This is a genomic window from Haloferula sp., assembly GCF_049672945.1.
Lineage (GTDB): Bacteria > Verrucomicrobiota > Verrucomicrobiia > Verrucomicrobiales > Akkermansiaceae > Haloferula.
Genome location: NZ_JBATWY010000150.1, coordinates 17,882 through 36,067, shown reverse-complemented (window position 1 = coordinate 36,067; position 18,186 = coordinate 17,882). Strand labels below are relative to the sequence as shown.

Below are 18,186 nucleotides of genomic sequence, written 5' to 3'. Positions count from 1 at the left end.
CAAGCAAATACGTCGCGGATTCTTGGGGCAGCAAGATGATCAAGGAGTTCGTAAGTTCAACTACTGTCGCAACCGATCACTTCCTTTTGTCTTCCCTCGGGCTATGGCAGTAGTTCACAACTGAGGGATAGTTCCGTGGACTGCTGGTTTTTTGGGTCCGGATGAAGCCAATCCTAACAACCCGTCCGGCTTCTTTTCCGGCCACCTCAGAATTCCATGCCGCTTTCGTTTCCCCCCCGCGGATCTTCGACCGCCCTCTATTCCGCGCTCCTGATCGCTGCATGCTTCTCATCGGGCGATGCGGAAACCGTCCAGGGCGAGCTCATCGAATTCACCGCCCCCAGCCGCCAACCCCTCTTCGGCGAGGACGCCTTCCTCAACGTCTTCAAGCAGTATATGGTGGAGATCAACGTCGCTGAGGAGGTCGGCAAGACGGTCACCGTCGACTACCTCCTCGATGAAGCGAAGTTCGGCGGCAAGCTCTCGGCCGGAGTCCAGGCCGCCTTCGGACTGGAAATCGGACTCTGTGTCGGAGGCAGCGCCGACTACCAACTCGCGTTCCAGCCATCGATCAGCGTGCCGGACAGTTATCCCTTCGGCCTGGCGATCCCGCTGACCGTCTCCGAGGGCTTCCTCGAAAGCTACCAGGTCGGCGGCGGGCCGGTGAAGATGTCCGGCTTCAGCACTGAGTTTCCTCCCTTTCCCGAAGCCTACGCGGACCTGATCTTCGATCTCCGCGCCCAGTTGAAGGCCAACGCCTGCGTCTTCAGCTGCTTCGACGCCGTCGACATCGACTTCTGGAACTGCGACCCGGATTACAACCCGAAGTTCCCGGCCGGAGCGAGTTCGCGCGAGCGACTTTTCAAACCCTCGACACGCTGCGATCCCACGCTCGGTGATGGCTACTGCGCGATCGAAATCGCGTCCTTCAATCGTGATGACTCCAAAAAAGTGCGGATGCTCAACTTCAATGCGGGCAATGCGACGGACTTCTGGAAGAAGCCCTATCTCGAATCGAGCTTCGACCCGATGCAGGAGATCCCGATCGGCCCCACGGGAGACTATGGAAGCCTCAAGCTCGACGTCCCGACGGTGAACTCGACTTCCGTTGGCTCGCTCTTCAATACTCCGGACACCCTGCGAAGCAGCGGCACCGGGGACCTCATGAACCTTCAGATCAAGGTGCTCGACATCATCGCCGACCTGATTCCGGTGAAGACCATGCCGCCGCTCGAGGCCAGCATCAGCCAAGGGCCACTGAAGGGCAGCTACGACCTCGCCACCCTGGACATCGGCCCGGCAATCCAACTGCAAACCGACTTCGAGATGACCTGGGATCTGGTGGTCACGCAGATCACCTTCACCGAGCCGGGCCCCTCGACCTCCCCGCGCAGCGTGCGACTCGTCTGGCCGACCAACTCTCCCTCATACGATCCCGCCGGTCAGTTGGTCAGTGGCCAGTGGCGGCCCGATCGACAGGCGAACGAGATCGTCCTCCTCACCAACTGCGACGGCAATCCGGACGACACCTGCTTCGCGCTGCCCGCCGTAAGCCTCATCAATGAGGTGCCCGTCGAGATCGAAATCACTTATGAACTCCGGCCGAAACTTGAGGCCCTCGTCTCCCTGCCCTTCATCGGCCAGCTCGACTACGCGGCCCTGAAGGCCGGCATCTCGGTCGACTACGTCGGAAAACTCGACTTCGGTCCGCTCGTCGAAGGCGCCCACAAGTTCAAGTTTGGCGAGTTCACGGTCTTCGACGGACCTCCCAACCCACTGGCCAGCCGCGGCGAGGGCAAGCTCCAGTTCACCATGCAGGCCTTCGGGCCTGCGGACTTCCAGTGGCGGAATGACCTCGCCTCCAACAACGCGCTGGGGCAGGCAGAAAACAACTGGATCGCCCCCTATGGCCCCGGTGACCCCACCGGGGGAATGGAGACCAACTGGCGTGAACTCAGCACCAACACCCAAACCGCCTATCCCGGTGCGCCCGGCTCCGTCGGCAGCAATCTCGCCCGGATCGATTCCCCCCTCACGGGACCCTTCGGGCCTTATTACTGGCCCCGCCTCCAAAGCAACCTTGAGGTTGCCACACTCAAGGTCGCGAACGTCCGTCCGGATGGCGGCTTGCCCTACAACATGCCCGAGCTTTCCCTCGATGGCACCCTGGGCATTACCGGCGGCCTACTGGAAAACACCGGCACCATCGTCTTGCGCGACCGCCTCGAGTTCTACGGAGAAGTCGGCACGCTCTGCGGTCCCGGGACCCTCTACGTCGCCGACGGCTCGATCGAGGCCCCCCCGAGCGGCGACTTCACCCTCTGCAACTTCAACACCATCACCGGCGGCGGTGAGCAGAACTCGGAAACCTCGGCCATCCTCAACGCCTACCGCGAGAACGCCCCATCCTCACTCATCTACTACTGGGATTTCGATAGCCCCATTCTCGGGCCGGGACTAACCACCAGCGGCTTCGCCGGCCTCGTCAGCGACGGACGATCCGGCAATCCCGGTGACCAGTCCCTTAACTTTCCCAACGTTGCCGGCAGCACCGCCCGGCTGTCCAATCTCACCGCACTGAACACCGCCGCGGCCGCCGACACACTGACCATCGCCTACTGGTCGAAGTTGAACGCCTCGGTGACCCCCGGCACGGCGCAAGTGGCGCTTTATGGCTATTCACCCAGTAATAATCCTACACTTCCCGGCCTCCAGATCTATTCACCAGCGACAAACAAAACCCTCTTTTATTCGACCCTCGGCTTTGATCCCGGCACCCAGCGGACCAGCAGCACCGCCCAAACCGCCGTGGATTTCCTCGACTGGCACCACGTCGCCTTCGTCAAGAACGGCCCGATCAGGCAAATCTGGCTGGATGGCGAGATGATCGCCCAGGACACCAACGCCCTTCCGATGCCCAGCGACTTCAGCCAATTCTGGATTGGCCGGGACGTCTACGGCGAACCACCCGTGGCCAACTGCAGATTCGACGATTTCGCCATCTTTGACCGTGCCCTTTCGGAGACCACGATCAAACAGCTCGCCGGCGTGATCGGTGGGGCTCCTCAGAATCCGGCCGCGGGCCTGAAACCCAACGAACTGCCCGAGGGCTGGTCGGTCCTCAACAACATGGGCACCATCTCGGCCAACCCGATCTTCGATGCCGCCCCGCCCGGCGGGCGCCTGCAGACGAACGCCAACGAGATCATTAATCAGGGAACTCTCCGCTCGCAGGGCACCTCCGTCACCGGCAACAATTTCCGCGACGGCTACACCTACTCACTCGCCGCCGACCGTTTTGAAAACCGCGAGGGCAGCCGGATCGAGGCCGTCCACGTGTCCGGCGGCATCGACCTTCGAAGCAGCGAGGCCAAGCATAGTGGACTCATTTCCGCCACCGAAGGCGGGCTGGTCGCAATCGCCCCCCGGCCGACGGATTCAACGAGCCGCTGGGATGCGGGACAGTCGTTCACCCGGGACCTCGGATTCTTCCGCGCGAGCGGAACGGAAACCGGAGCGCTGGGCGTCGCATCCAGCACGATCCAAGTCATCGACACCGAGCTCTTCGGCGGCTGCCTGGAGGCCTCGAACCGCGGCGCCATCGAGGCCACCAACGCGATGTTCTGCGGCTCGATGTTCGAGATCGGCGACGTCACCGAATACTTCCTCAGCCTGCGCCAAGTCCTGCGCGTGGAAGACCTGCCGTCTGCAGACCAGTCGGTGGTCATCGTCGCGTTGGTCGGCGGCAACCTCCACGTCCGTGCCTTCGACCGCAATGGCAACGTGACCATCGACGTCGCCGAGGGCGGGATGCTCCTCGGCCCCGATCTCGACTCCCTGAAGAAACTCCTTGGCACCTCCCCGCCGCCCAGTACCTCGGACTTCACCCCGCCTGAGCAACTTGCGATCCTGCTCGCCGCGTCGAGGGCCGCCAAAAGCCCGCTCGTCAACGACCTCTCGGGCAGCCTCTCGCTCACCGACACCCTGCTCGACCGGGTCAGCCTGATCAATCACGGCACCGTAGAAGCCGCCGGCATGGTCGAGTCGGTCAACGCCATGCTGCTCGCCAACGCCGGCAAGCTCAGCGTGCTGCCCGGCGGGCATTTCCTCATTCGGGAAAACGTCACCCCGGTCGAAGAAGGCGAAGTCCGCCAGCCGGGCATCGCCAACGCCACTCCGGAGTCGCTGCTCGGCGGCACCTGGGACATCGCCGGCAACCTTGAGATTGAAGGCGCCCAGTTCATCCGCACCGGTGCCAACGCCGCCTATGCCACCACCGAGTCGGGGGCCTTCGACGAGACCCAGTTCACCACCGGCGAAGCGGAGGCCCCCGGCTCCCGCCAGCTCTCCCTCGGCCAGGCCGCCGACATCACCCTGCGCGGACCCGCCTGGACCTGTGCCGCACTCGATACACTCCAATTCAATGGCGGTCGGCTGGCCGTGGTCGATGGCGCCAGCTTCAGCCCGAACGGCACGCCCGGCAGCGGGTTTGTCAACGCCGGCCAAGTGTCCACCGGGTCGGGCAGCACCCTCACCGTCGATGGCGTCTTCCTCCAGCGCGGTGAGGACTCCCGGACCAGCGTCTCCGGCTCCGTTGCCTCGAGCACCAAGGAGTTCGCGATCATGGGAGGAACGGTCATCAGTCTGGCCACGGCAGACGTCCTGAATATTTCGGGCGGCGTGGTCGCCGCCAATAGCCAACTCACCATCGAGGCCCCGCTCCGCGACTCGGAGAACGCTGCGATCGATCCGGTCACCGGATTTCCCGAGTCCGGCCAGGAAGCCGTGACCATCATCCTCGGCAACATCTCGGTTACCTCGCCCGGATCGAAGATCACCCTGCGGGGCAAGCGGGCCGAAGTCGCCGGTGACGAGGGCATCTACTTCCCCGCGCTCGAGAAACTGACGGAGCACTACGGACAGATCATCCTCGAGGGCACCGGAACCAAACTCGCCCTCCAGAGGCCCCAGGTCGACCAAGGAGCCTTCGGCAGCGAGCTCATCGAGGTCGGTGCCGGCGCGGTGCTGGAAGCGAACACCCTCAACGTGTCCGCCGGAGCCATCGCGGTGAAGATCGCCTCGCGTCCGGAGCAGGGTCAGTTCGGCAGGATTCAGCTCGACACCCTCAACATCGCGTCGGCGGGAGAACTCCTCATCGACCTGTTCCCCGATGCCGCACCCGGCGACGTCACCGCCAACTTCGACCTCGGCGACAGTTGGAAAATCATCACCGGCCCCGCCGGGTCGGGTGCCGCCCCCACGTTGACTGGCAATGGCTTCGGCCTGCCCGGCCAGTTCAATGATGTCGTCTACCGGATCCGCGGCCTCATCTTCCCAAGCGGCCAGATCCCGGGCAGCGACTATCGCCTCGATCTGGTTCCCTTCAACGATACGCTCCGCAACGAGCGGGGCTACGCGGTCAAAGTGGTTCCCAACTTCGGCAGCGCCTTCATGGACTACACCACCTGGGCGACCGACGTGCGCATGATCAACCCTTTGGGGGTCTTGGCCAACCCGTCGCAGGACACGACCGGCAACGGCTATTCGAACGCCAACGAGTTTTTCTTCCAGGCCGTCCAGCACCAAGGCACCACCGAGCTCATCACTCCCACCCTCGCTGCCAGCGGACAGCCTCAAATACTCGAGCCCGCCACAGACACCGACGGCAACCGCTATCCCCGCGTCAGCTTCGTCCGCCCGAGGGGCGCCATGTTCGGCGGCTCAACCGGGCTGGAAAACTATCGCGACGCCCGCTACCTGCCCTTCACCAGCCTCGACCTGCAAACGTGGGAACGCGCGCCGCTCTTTGTCGAGTCCGTCGAGGCCCTCCCAAGCAACTTCGAGGAACGCGTCACCCTCCAGTCCCAATACCCTTACAACGACTCCACCCGCTTCTTCCGCGTCGAGGGTCGCTTCAACCCCGACAACTTCGCTCCCGGCATCCTGGCCGAAAAGCCGATCAGCATGGAGGACCTCGCCACCCTCGACGGCCTCACCAACATCGCCGCGCTGCCGTCGGTCAGCTACGCCATCGAACCCGGGCAGATCATCTATTGTGAAGTCGTCGGTGTCGTTAATGACTTCGATGTCATCGGCGGCACCGCGCCCGATGGATCGACTCGGGACTTCGTCTACAAAAGCACTTCCCCTCTGGCGGGCGCGTCCGTCCACGCCGGTCTGCTGGCGGAAGGCGAGCGAGGGATTGTTAAAGTCACCTTCATTTCCACCCAAGCGAACTTCATCGGGTCCTACCAGCGGATCAAAGACGCAGAGTTTTTCGACGAAGCCCGCAGCCGAAATGGAAGTTCCTCAGGAGAACCCTACAGCTACCGCATCGAAATTTGCGCCTGTCTCGAGTAGCAACTCAACTTTCACCCAGCATCGGATAGTCGGTGTAGCCGTGCCTGATATCCCCATCACCCAGAAAGTAGAAGGTTGATGGATCCGGTTCGTTCAATGATGCCCCGATTCTGAACCGCTCGGGAAGATCCGGATTGGCGATGAAGGCCTTGCCGAAAGCCACCGCATCGGCATCGCCGTCCTGAATCACTTTCTCGGCACTAGCTTGATCGAAGCCATGGTTGGCAATGAATGGACCACCGAAGACCTTCTTCATTTCCGGGCCCAAGGGCGGAGTTTCATGGTGCTCGCGTGCGGAAATATAACCAATGGACCTTGATCCAAGTTCTCGGGCGACATGAGTGAACAGCGCCCGCGGATCGGAGTCTCCCATGTCATGCTCGTCACCCCGCGGAGCGAGATGAACCCCGACTCTTCCGGATTCCCAGACAGTCTTCACGGCATCGACGATTTCGAGTAGGAACCGGCTGCGATTCTCAATCGAGCCCCCGTATTCATCTTCCCGTTGATTCGTCGAATCCTGCAAAAACTCGTCGATCAGGTAGCCATTCGCCGAGTGAATCAGAATTCCATCAAAACCGGCTGCCTTGGCATTCTCGGCCCCGGTTCGGAACTCCTCCACCGCCGTGCTGATTTCATCAATCGTCATCGGACGAGGCGTCACGTAGTCCTTCTTCGGTCGGACCAGGCTGACGTGCCCAGCCGCGGCAACGGCACTCGGTGCAAGCGGGAGCTGCCCGTCCAGATAAATCGGATCCGAGATCCGGCCGACGTGCCAAAGTTGAAGCTGGATCAGTCCTCCCGCTTCATGCACCGCCTTCGTCACCTTCTTCCAACCCTCGACCTGCTCCTCCGACCAGATCCCCGGCGTATTCGGATACCCCACACCCATCGCTGAAACAGAAGTCGCTTCCGACATGATCAACCCGGCAGAACTACGCTGGGCATAGTATTCCGCCATCAGATCGGTCGGCACACGACCGTCCCCCGCGCGACAACGCGTCAAGGGTGCCATGATCACACGATTCGGTAGCGCCAGCGCTCCGAGTTGAAGAGGTTCAAAAATTGCCATCGGACTTGACCGACCCTTATCCTGCTTGGGCAGTGGCGACGATATCAAACTTGATGACCACCTCGTCGCGAATCACGTCGTCCTTCTTTCCCTCGTAAACGATGCCCCAGTCCTTGCGATTGATGTCGAATTCGGCATTCACCTTGATGGTGTCGCCTTCTTTCGTGGCAGTGGCAGGAAAGGTGATGTTTTTTGTCTCACCGCGCATCTCAAGATTTCCGGAGACCAAATACCCGCCATCAGTCTTCTCGACTCCGGTCACCATGAAGGTCGAGAGCGGGTGCACGGGAACATTGAAAAAGTCGTCCGCTTTCAAGTGCTCGGTAAGCTTCTCGTTATCGCTCCATACCGAATTCATGTCGATCTGAAAGCTTCCGCCGTTCACCTCCCCATCCTTGACCGTGAAGCTGCCGGAAACACTCTTGAATCCTCCCTCGTGACTGCCGGTGACTTTCGAACCCACGAATCCCACTTCGGACTCGGACGAAATCACGTAGACCTCCCCTTCGCTGAGAGGTGTCTCCACGGCGACCGCTTCTTTCGTCGCGGCGTCGGCTGTCTTGTCTGCGGGATTCTCGCAGGAAGTGAGCGCAAAAATAATCAGGGCGGTGGTGACAACGGCAGTTGATTTCATAAGGTCGGTTGGTTTGTGAATAATCAGCAATCCTGTCGACGATGCTTCGCCACGGGTCAAAGAAAAGAATGCTCCAATCTCGCCAGTAAATCGACCGAATTGGAACCGCGCTCGATTTTCAGCGCTTCTTCGCCTGATTCATCGCCTGGCTGAACCAGTCTCCACCGCCACTTTGCCCTTGCCCACCGCGAGGGGCATCGCGCCGTGGAGCACGGGATTTCGGCCGATCCGACGGAGCCCCACGCTGCTGGCGGGGCTCGAAGTCCGGGTCCGATTTCATCGTTAGCGAGATGCGGTTTCTCGGAATGTCCACTTCCATTACCGTGACCTGCACCTTCTGACCGACCTTCACGACCTCCGCGGGATCCTTCACAAACTGATCCGACAACTGGCTGATGTGCACCAGGCCATCCTGATGGACACCCACATCGACGAAGGCACCAAAGGCGGTGACATTCGTCACGATCCCTGGCAGCTTCATGCCCTGAACGAGATCACCCGGCTTCTCCACTCCTTCGGCGAAGGAAAAAAGCTCGAAGGCTTTTCGCGGATCGCGACCCGGTTTCGCGAGCTCACCCATGATATCTTGCAAAGTCGGCAAGCCCACCTCTTCACCGACATACTTGCGCAGATCAATCTTCTTCCTGAGCGCATCGTCCCGCATCAGGTCCTCCACCTGACAACCCGCATCCTTCGCCATTTGCTCGACCAGCTTGTACCGTTCCGGATGCACCGCCGATCCATCGAGCGGATGCGCCGCCCCGCGAATCCGCAGGAAGCCCGCCGCCTGCTCGAAAGCCTTGTCACCCAAGCGTGGGACCTTCTTGAGATCAGCCCGCGAGGAAAAGGCACCGTTCTCATTACGCCAGCCAACAATGTTCTCGGCCAATGTTGCATTGAGCCCCGAGACATACGCCAGCAGCTGCTTCGACGCCGTATTCAACTCCACGCCGACCCCATTCACGCAGCTTTCGACCACGTCATCCAAACCCGCCTTCAGAGCGCGCTGGTCGACATCGTGCTGATATTGCCCGACGCCGATCGCTTTCGGATCAAGCTTCACCAACTCCGCCAAAGGATCCATCAGACGCCGACCGATACTCACCGCTCCGCGCACCGTCACATCTTCGTTCGGAAACTCCTCGCGCGCCGCCTCCGATGCCGAGTAGATCGATGCCCCACTCTCGTTGACCATGACGACCGGGATCGAGGCCGGCAGCTTGAGCTTCTTCACGAAAGTCTCCGTTTCACGGCTGGCCGTGCCATTGCCGATCGCGATCACTTCAATGTCATACTTTTTGATCAGACCCGCCAACTCGACCGCCGCCTCATACTGCTGGTTGCTGGAACCCGCCGTCGCATGGAGCACCGTGTGATGAAGCAGAGTCCCCTTGTCATCGAGCACCACCGTCTTGCAGCCCGTTCGAAACGCCGGATCAATCGCAAGCGTTCTCTTTCTTCCCAATGGCGAGGCGAGCAGCAGCTCCCGCAAATTGTCCGCGAACACCTGAATGGCGGTCGCATCCGCCAACTTCTTCGCCGCGAGACGCATCTCGGTTTCCATCGAGGACATCAACAGCCGTTTGCAACCATCCTCAACCGCCTTGCGAACTTCTTCCGCTGCGGGACCGGATCCCGTCACCCACTCGGGCACCGCCAGGGGGGCGACACGCTCGAGCGGCACCTCGACCCTCATGATTAAAAATCCCTCCTTCTCCCCGCGGCGGATCGCCAGCGTTCGGTGGGAGGGAATCGACTTCAGCGGTTCACTCCATTCGAAATAATCGCGAAATTTGGCGGCATCGGGTTCCTTGTCCTTGCCATACATCACCTTCGAGGAAACCACCGCCTCCTCTTCGTAGAGTTTGCGAGTCCGACCACGCAGCGCCGCATCGTCAGCCACCTGCTCGGCAATGATGTCACGCGCTCCAGCCAGTGCGTCTTCCGCAGTCGGCACCTCCTTGGCTTCGTCGACAAACTTCGCCGCCTCCTCCGCCGGATCGCCATCCTGATTTTCAAGCAGCCACGTGGCCAGCGGCTCCAGACCCCGGTCTTTTGCCTTCGTCGCGCGTGTCTGACGCTTCGGACGGTAGGGCGCAAAAATATCCTCGAGCGTGCTCAGCGTCAGCGCCGACAAAATTTTCTTCTTCAGCTCAGGCGAGAGCAAACTCCTCTCCTCGAGTGACTTGAGAATCGACGCCCGGCGGCTATCGAGTTCGGCCAGCTGCAACATGCGATCACGCACCGCCTGAATCTGCACTTCGTCGAGCGAACCCGTGGCTTCCTTGCGATAGCGCGAAATGAAAGGGACCGTTGCTCCTTCGGCCAGCAACTTGGCCGTTGCCGCCACCGAGCTCAGCGGGACGCCGAGTTCGAGGGAAATGGTTTCAAGATGGGCGGCAGCAGGGTCGGCAGGAACGTCACTCATGGATGGAAGCGGGGTTCTGAACGATGAGCGACCCGCTGGCAAGCGGCGGAGGATCGAATCTTCCGATGAAAGCAAAAGCCACCCCCCTGAGCCCCCCACTTCCATTGGATCGGCAGATTCGAAGGCTCGTCGGACTCCACCTACCAAGCGATCGCCAAGCATCCCGACCATGAGCGCTGACCCTACCGAAATCTCCGTCACCACCTTCGGAAATACCAAGCTGACTTTTGTCGAGTCGGTTGCTGAAAAACGATCACCTGCCCGATCAGATTGGAGCCGAACGTATTTTCCCAACCAACCGCCATGCCATCGCCGCACTGCGGGATCAACACTCCGATGAACGATTTTCTCCTTTCGAAACTGATGTGAGCCGACAAGCTGGTTGTAGTGTCTTTTTCCACCTTCAACACCCCTTCTTCCACCCGAGCTGCCATCCCGATTCAGTGGCATTATCGACTCGCCATGTATTGCCGACCGGTGATCATCCTTCTCGCAATCGGCATCACGTCTTCTTGCGCGACGAAGAACACCGAGAATCCGCCGGCGACGGCAAAACTCGTGGACCTCAGCCGCTACACCGGCCGTTGGCATGAAATTGCGCGCCTACCGATGCCGTTTCAAAAGGACGACGAGGCCGCGATCGCCGAGTACGGTGCCAATCCGGATGGCACGCTGTCGGTCCACAACATCGCGATTCGTCCCGATGGTTCCCAGCATGACATCCGCGGCAAGGCCACAGTGCTGAATCCTCCCAAGAATACCAAACTCGCCGTGCGCTTCAGCACCTGGTTCGGCCCGCTGATCCCCGTGCCGAAGGAAGGCAACTACTGGGTGCTCCACGTCGATGATTCCTATCAGGAAGCCATCGTTGGCACGCCGGACCGCAAGTATCTCTGGATCCTCTCACGAACACCCACCATTCCCGAGTTGCGCTACACGTCGCTTGTCGACAAAGCAGAGGCTTCGGGGTTCGATGTCTCCCGTCTGATCCGACCCGCCCAGAAAGCGCGCATACGACAAGCATCAGGAGGAGGCTGACATGAACGCCGAAAAAAGCCGACTTGAAGAGGCCCGCACCCACCACGCTGCGTGGCCTATCTTCCCGGCGAGTCGGACAGCGACATGTTCGGAGGCAGCTCGAACTGGCGCGGCCCGATCTGGATACCCGTCAACATCCTGATTCTCCGCGCACTGATTCAATACCACCTCTACTACGGCGACACTGGCGTCGGCATCGGGGCCAGCCACCAGACCGGGTGGACCGGAGCGATCGCCCGCATCATCCATCTCTTCGCCTCGACCGACGGAGATGATATCCTTGAGCGGGGCAAGGAAGCGGTATTGGATGGGAGAAAGAAGCCGACAAGCTAATCACGAATCATGAACATTCTCACCATTGATATCGGAGGAACCAACATCAAGATCCTCGCCACCGGCCAGAGTGAACGGCGCAAGTTTCCGTCTGGTCCAGAAATGACCCCAACCACGATGGTGGAAGGCGTCAAAGAAATCGTGGGCGACTGGGAATACGACGTCGTGTCCATCGGCTACCCCGGTCCCGTCAGAAAGGGAAAGATTGCGAAGGAACCACACAACCTCGGACAAGGCTGGATGGGATTCGATTTTGAAGCGGCATTCCACAAACCTGTTAGAATCATCAACGATGCGGCGATGCAGGCTCTTGGGAGCTATCAAGGAGGGACCATGCTCTTTCTCGGATTTGGCACCGGTCTCGGCTCGGCTCTCGTCGCCGAAGGCGTGGTCATCCCGATGGAGCTGGCCCACCTTTCCTACAAGAAGGGAACCTACGAAAGCTATCTTGGCGAACGGGGCAGGAAGAAACTGGGTAAGGCCAAATGGCGCAAACATGTTGCCCGCTGTGTCGCGCGTCTCGGCGCCGCACTTCAATTGGACGATGTGGTTCTAGGTGGCGGAAATGCGAAACGACTGAAAGAGCTCCCGAAGGGATCAAGGCTGGGCAGCAATGCCAACGCCTTCATTGGCGGATACCGCATGTGGGAAAGCGCCGAGCCGAATCCGGTATTTCCCATTCCGCAGGACTGATGCCTGCCACCAATGGAGCGCCAAACCGGCACCATTTTCCTCAGAGAACCTCCAAAATCTTCGGCAACTCGTCGATTTTCCGGAGTGCTTGGGTATGGCAGTCCTTCCGCCTTCACCCAGCGGCTGGTTTCTGCCATGAAAGGATTCTCACCGCTTCCGTGTAACCATGCTCTAGGATGAAAATCTCGTGCTCTCTGATCACCCTTACGCTGCTAGCCGCTTCGTTCCCGGCTGCCGCCAAACCGCTTTCAAATCAGGAAGCCCGCCAAGCCGCTGCCAAGATCGACTCACTTGTCGGCGCCGACCTCAAACAGGCCAAGCTCGAGCCCAACGGCCTCATTGACGACGCCACTTTCCTGCGTCGTGCCTACCTCGGCATCATCGGTCGGATCCCCAGCGAAAAGGAAGCCCGCGCCTTCTTCGCCGACGCCACGCCCGACAAGCGCGCCGAGCTCGTCGACCAGCTCGTCGCCTCTCCGGGCTTTGACTCCCACCTCTTCAACTGGGCCGCCGACCTGCTCCGCGTCCAGACCCGTCAGGAACAATTCGGTCTCGGCTGGCACGTCTGGCTTCGCCAGTCTCTCGCCGAGGACAAACCTTGGGACGATCTGGTCATCGAGATGCTCGGCTCGACCGGCCACGCGGCCTCCAATCCGGCGGTCGGTTACTACCTGCGCGACCGCAACATGCAGCTCGATAACTTCAGCAACACGATGCAGGTCTTCCTTGGTCGCCAGATCGGCTGTGCGCAATGCCACGATCATCCCTTCGATGACTGGACCCAGTACGAGTATTACGAGATGGCTGCTTTCGGAGGTGGCTTCAACTACCGCAGCCAGGAAGTGATCGATCTCGTCAACCGGGTAAGCAACGAACTCCGCGGCCCGGACGAAAAGCTCAGGCCGATGGCCAAGCCCGCCTCCAAGGAACAGCGCCAGAAAGCCGCGGCACTGGCCAGGAAAAAGCAGAGGGAGCGACAAAACAAATCCCGCAGCATCGCCAACCAGATCCGGCCTGTCTTCAAGGACTTCAACAAGAACTCCATTTTCGACAATCCCAGACAGGAGCTTCGTCTTCCTGAAGACTATCAATACAACGACGCCAAACCGAACGAAGTTGTGGCACCCCGCACCCTCTTTGGTCAGCAACTGCAAGAAATCGACTCCGCCAACCGCCGCGATTCCTTCGCCACCTGGGTCGCCTCGCCCGACAATCCGTATTTCACCAAGGTCATCGCCAACCGCCTGTGGGCCCGCACTTTTGGCCACGGACTTCATGATCCGATCGATGATTGGAGCTCCGACAGCGAACCCGCCCACCCGGAAGTCCTCGCTTATCTCGAAACCACCATGCAGGGCGTCGACTATGATCTTCGCCAGTTCCTCCGGGTGCTTTTCCTGACCAAAACTTTCCAGCGTGAATGTGAAGTCGACGAGCCTGCCCCGGGAGTCCCTCACCTGGTCAGGGGACCCACCCTGCAACGCATGAGCGCGGAGCAACTCTATGATTCCTTTCTGGTCCTCACCAGGGGCGAGGTGAACGACAAACAAGTCACCACCCATGCCGAGAAATGGAATGCCTACCGCAATCAGATTGCCGACCTCCTCAATGCCGAGTCCCGCGATCTCATAATCCTCGCCGAATCCACCCGCCAGGCCGAAGAGCGCTTCCGCGAGGCCCAGGCCGAAGTCCGCCGCATTCAGAAGGAACTGTCCAGCACGACCAATCCTGCCGATCGGAAACGAGTGCAGGTCGCCTATCAGGAGGCTCGCGAAAAGCAGAATGTTGCCAACCGCGACCGCAACCCCGTGCAGATGAATAACATGATGGGCATGAATCAAAAGAACTCCACGCGCTCGACCTCCCGCGCCTCCGAACAACCCGCACCCTTCAACCCCGGAACACTGATCCGTGAATTCGGAGGATCGGACCGCGCCACTCCATCCTCCAGCGACACCACCGCCACGGTCCCCCAGGCCCTCGCCCTGCTCAACGACCCGAAAACGGACATCGTCGGAAACAGAAAGAGCTTCCTTGGGAAGAAACTCAACTCACTCGAGTCACCCAGAGACCGTCTCGAAGCCGTCTTCCTGGCCCTCTACTCGCGTCTTCCCAGCTCCGCCGAGTTCGAACGTTTCACCCCGCTCGCCTCCGATCCCACGACCCTGCGCGATCTGACCCGCGCGATGCTCACCTCCAATCAATTCATCTTCGTCCAATAAACGAAATCCATTCTAATACTTGGCGTCCTTTGCGTCTTGGCGTTTCAAAACTCGAAATCCTTCCACCTATGAACCCGAATCAGCTCAACGAACTCTCGCGTCGCGATTTCCTCGCACGGACCGCACGCACCTGCTTTGGCCTCACCATCGGTGGATCCGCTGCCAGCCTTTTCAGTAACCAGGCTTTCGCCGCCGATCCGGCCGTCGTGAAAGCAGGAGGAGGAAAAGCCAAACAGGTCATCTATCTCTACATGTCCGGCGGCATGACCCACATCGACACCTTTGACCCAAAGCCCGATGCGCCCCTTGAGTATCGTGGCCCGACAGAGTCGATCTCCACCAATGTCGATGGCATCCAACTCGGCCACTGTCTGCCCCTGCTTGCCGGCCACATGGACAAGGTCGCCCTGATCCGCTCGCTCAACACCACTCAGGGAGCCCACGAACAAGGCAAATATCTGATGCACACCGGCTACGCGCCTCGTGGCACGGTCAGTCATCCCTCATCCGGATCGTGGGTTTCCCGACTCGCGGGCGGCATGAACGAGACGCTTCCCTCCTTCGTCCTGGTCGGCGCCGGCAACCGCCATCCCGGCGGCGGCTTCTTCGAACCCCAATTCTCCCCGCTTCCCATCGGCGACCCCAAGCTCGGCCTGCGCAACATCAGACGCCGCGGGGGCACCAGTGACGAATCCTTTGACCGCCAACTCGACCTGCGCCAGCAACTCGATCACGACTTCGACACCAAATACCACAAGGGCCAGAAGTCCGTCCGCGCCTACAATGAAGTCTACGACTCCGCCGTGAAAATGATGCGCAGCGAGGATCTCGAAGCCTTCGATCTCTCGAAAGAAACGAAGGACGCCCGCGCTGCCTACGGCAATGATCGTTTTTCGCAAGGCGTCCTGCTTGCCCGCCGCCTCGTCGAGCGCGGAGTGCGTTTCGTCGAGGTCGAATACGGTGGCTTCGATTGGCATGCCGACAACTTCGATCAAATGGAGGACAAGATCCCGGTGCTCGACCAGGCACTCTCCGCCCTCCTCGCCGACCTCTCCTCGCGTGGCCTGTTAGAATCCACACTTGTCGTCGTCGCCACCGAGTTCGGGCGCACGCCGAAGATCGTCGCCGACAAGGCCGGTCGCAACCACTTCCCGAAAGCCTTCTCCTGCCTCATGGCCGGCGGCGGGATTCGCGGTGGCCAGGTTTACGGTGAAACCGATGAAACCGCATCGAACGTCATCAAGGATCCCGTCGGAGCCGACGACTTCAATGCCAGCATCGCCTTCGCCATGGGAATCCCCCACGACCTTCCCGTCATGTCGCCAACCCGACGCCCCTTCAAGATGGGTGGCCTCAAGGGCGAGCCGATCACCTCGATTTTCGCGTAACACTTCCTCGTCGTCCTCGTTCTCCTCTCCGGTAGCCAGCTTTTCGCGGAAGAAACGGTGGACACGCCCTCGATCGTTGCACCGGCCAAACTCATCGTTTGGAAACGGGAAATCGCCACCTTCCGCTCCCCCGTCGCGACGCCGTGGCAAGCCTCACCGCGACACTGTCTCACTCGGGGTCTCACCAGGGAGCTGTCGGTAGTTCCGCGAAAAGTGCCCCGTGTGCTTGAATCGCCACTCCGTCGCCGATTGCTTCACCAGCCCGGTCTTCTACTCCGATTCGAGCAAAAACGACAGATGCCGTGAAGCCTCTGATTCCTGATGAAGGTGCTGGGAGAAGTAGCTTGCGCATTCGCCAGCGAAATCCAAATCTTCAAAATCGGCTACCCAGTCATCACACTCCAACTCGAAAAGCAATCAACCCTGGCGATGATGAAATTCCTATACGACCTCAAACCTAACTTCGTTAATCGCGCGACCTTTGCCGCGCGAACGCTGCTGGCGCTGACACTGATAGCGGGCATCTCCGCCTGCACGAAAGTCCAACCGGTGGCGGAAGCAGACTATGCCTCGGAAATCGTCGGCGACTGGATGGGTGCTGTGGGCGACATGAAAGAGTCGATCTCCTTCAGTGCCGACGACAGCTTCGTCGCCAAGCTGCGTCCGCAGGGTTTCATCAGCAACACGCTTTCCGAGGGGGTCACCGGCACGATTCGCGGCACGTGGGAAATCAGCGGTTCGACCATCACGATGCAGATCACCAGCTCGGAGGATGAGCGGCTGGAAAACAGCAGCACTTCGAGCACCATCCTCTCCTTCAGCAAGGAGGAGCTTTCGTTGAAGAGCGACCGGGGCGAAGTCTCGACCTTCAATCGAACCACTTCCCTTTGATCCCCCCAACCTGGCTTCAAGCTCCACGCTCTCCCGTTTCATTCCATCTCGGCTTCCAAGCTGACCACCACTGAACTCCCAACCAAACCAGACGAATGGACCTGACCATCTACCACTGGCTATTGATCGTGTTGGCATTCTTCGGCATCGTCATCTGGGTATTCAGCAAAAAGCGCAAAGCGCGCTTCGAAAGGGATTCCCGAATCCCTTTCGACGACGATGATGAGGATGGGAAGAACAAGGACTGATCACCGGTGAGGGCGTCCGCTTCAAAGGGGTCTGCCGGAATCCATTCCACCCTCATCGCCTTCCTTCCCGAAGGCACCTCGTCAGCGCCGGACATGGTGAAAATGAAGTGCTCCGCCTTCACCCTTGAACCATGCGGATCTGCTTCTAGGCTGCGACGTGCGGAATTTGAATCTGACAGCCGCCATCGCCAACATGAATCCGTGACGTATGGAACCCGCTGAATCAAATGGTCGGAATCCATCCGACCCTGCGGAAAGACCCGTCATCTATCTGGTGGATGACGATGTCTCGCTGTTGCGTGCCCTCGGCCGACGACTGCGCGCGGCGGGCTTCGAGGTGGAAGCCTTCGATTCCGCCCGGGATTTCCTCGACCATCACTGCTCCGAGCGGGTGGCTTGCGCGGTGGTGGATCTCCAGATGCCGGATTTGTCCGGATTCGCGGTGCAGGAGTGGCTTGCCGCCAAAGACGAGGCTTTGCCCATCGTATTCCTCACCGCTCACGGCGACATCCCTTCCTCGGTGCGCGCGATGAAGGGCGGCGCGGTCGACTTTCTGACCAAGCCGGTGCGCGGCGAGGAGTTGATCGATGCCATCAACCGGGCCTTGGCGCTCGTTGACGAGGAACGCGAGACCCGCTCGCTGACACGGATGTGGCGCGAACGCTACGCCTCCCTGACACCCTGTGAGAGCCGGGTCTTCGCGCTCATCGTGAAAGGCCTGCCCAACAAGGGAATCGCCACGGAAACAGGTGTCTGCGAGCGCACCGTGAAAGCCCATCGCGCCGAAGTCATGCGCAAGTTGTGCGTGCAATCTCCTGCCGAGCTGGGACGTGCCGTGGAGTGGATCGGGGAGAAATTCGTACCCTCGCCATCCTGATG

Annotated in this window: 12 protein-coding genes and 1 pseudogene; 9 read left to right on the top strand and 4 right to left on the bottom strand. The window is 60.2% G+C overall.

Features of this window, described 5'->3' with window-relative positions:
• Positions 1 to 216: 216 nt before the first annotated feature.
• Entirely contained in the window at positions 217 to 6,360 is a 6,144-nt protein-coding gene (locus WBG04_RS13550; protein WP_424314989.1) for a LamG-like jellyroll fold domain-containing protein, read from the top strand.
• Positions 6,361 to 6,364: 4 nt separating this feature from the next.
• On the opposite strand, the gene WBG04_RS13545 is transcribed toward WBG04_RS13550, so the two are convergent.
• The 4 genes from WBG04_RS13545 to WBG04_RS13530 form a co-directional block, all read right to left on the bottom strand.
• A complete protein-coding gene (locus tag WBG04_RS13545; RefSeq protein WP_424314988.1) occupies positions 6,365 to 7,432 on the bottom strand; it encodes an alkene reductase in 1,068 nt (355 codons plus the stop codon).
• A gap of 16 nt (positions 7,433 to 7,448) precedes the next feature.
• Positions 7,449 to 8,066 (bottom strand): YceI family protein, encoded by a 618-nt coding sequence (locus WBG04_RS13540; RefSeq protein ID WP_424314987.1) that lies wholly within the window; start codon positions 8,064 to 8,066, stop codon positions 7,449 to 7,451.
• A gap of 118 nt (positions 8,067 to 8,184) precedes the next feature.
• Positions 8,185 to 10,494: a Tex family protein gene (locus WBG04_RS13535; RefSeq protein WP_424314986.1), complete on the bottom strand. Its 2,310-nt coding sequence runs from the start codon at positions 10,492 to 10,494 to the stop codon at positions 8,185 to 8,187.
• 197 nt (positions 10,495 to 10,691) lie between these two features.
• Complete coding sequence (locus WBG04_RS13530) at positions 10,692 to 10,928, bottom strand: hypothetical protein (protein ID WP_424314985.1); 237 nt, start codon at positions 10,926 to 10,928, stop codon at positions 10,692 to 10,694.
• A gap of 28 nt (positions 10,929 to 10,956) precedes the next feature.
• Here WBG04_RS13530 and WBG04_RS13525 point away from each other — a divergent pair, with 28 nt between their 5' ends.
• The 8 genes and pseudogenes from WBG04_RS13525 to WBG04_RS13490 all read left to right on the top strand — a co-directional run bounded on the left by WBG04_RS13525 (position 10,957) and on the right by WBG04_RS13490 (position 18,184).
• On the top strand, positions 10,957 to 11,532 hold the full coding sequence (locus WBG04_RS13525) for a lipocalin family protein (protein ID WP_424314984.1): 576 nt from the start codon (positions 10,957 to 10,959) through the stop codon (positions 11,530 to 11,532).
• A 51-nt stretch (positions 11,533 to 11,583) separates the two neighbouring features.
• Positions 11,584 to 11,865, top strand: a pseudogene (locus tag WBG04_RS13520) (hypothetical protein); the annotation flags it as partial.
• A 9-nt stretch (positions 11,866 to 11,874) separates the two neighbouring features.
• A complete protein-coding gene (locus WBG04_RS13515) occupies positions 11,875 to 12,558 on the top strand; it encodes an ROK family protein (protein ID WP_424314983.1) in 684 nt (227 codons plus the stop codon).
• 176 nt (positions 12,559 to 12,734) lie between these two features.
• Complete coding sequence (locus tag WBG04_RS13510; RefSeq protein WP_424314982.1) at positions 12,735 to 14,780, top strand: DUF1549 domain-containing protein; 2,046 nt, start codon at positions 12,735 to 12,737, stop codon at positions 14,778 to 14,780.
• A gap of 68 nt (positions 14,781 to 14,848) precedes the next feature.
• Positions 14,849 to 16,168 (top strand): DUF1501 domain-containing protein, encoded by a 1,320-nt coding sequence (locus tag WBG04_RS13505; protein WP_424314981.1) that lies wholly within the window; start codon positions 14,849 to 14,851, stop codon positions 16,166 to 16,168.
• 429 nt (positions 16,169 to 16,597) lie between these two features.
• A complete protein-coding gene (locus tag WBG04_RS13500; RefSeq protein ID WP_424314980.1) occupies positions 16,598 to 17,059 on the top strand; it encodes a hypothetical protein in 462 nt (153 codons plus the stop codon).
• A gap of 95 nt (positions 17,060 to 17,154) precedes the next feature.
• Positions 17,155 to 17,307 carry a cbb3-type cytochrome oxidase subunit 3 gene (locus WBG04_RS13495; RefSeq protein WP_424314979.1) on the top strand — a complete coding sequence of 51 codons (153 nt, stop codon included), beginning with the start codon at positions 17,155 to 17,157 and terminating at the stop codon, positions 17,305 to 17,307.
• 208 nt (positions 17,308 to 17,515) lie between these two features.
• Positions 17,516 to 18,184: a response regulator transcription factor gene (locus WBG04_RS13490; protein WP_424314978.1), complete on the top strand. Its 669-nt coding sequence runs from the start codon at positions 17,516 to 17,518 to the stop codon at positions 18,182 to 18,184.
• Positions 18,185 to 18,186 lie beyond the last annotated feature (2 nt).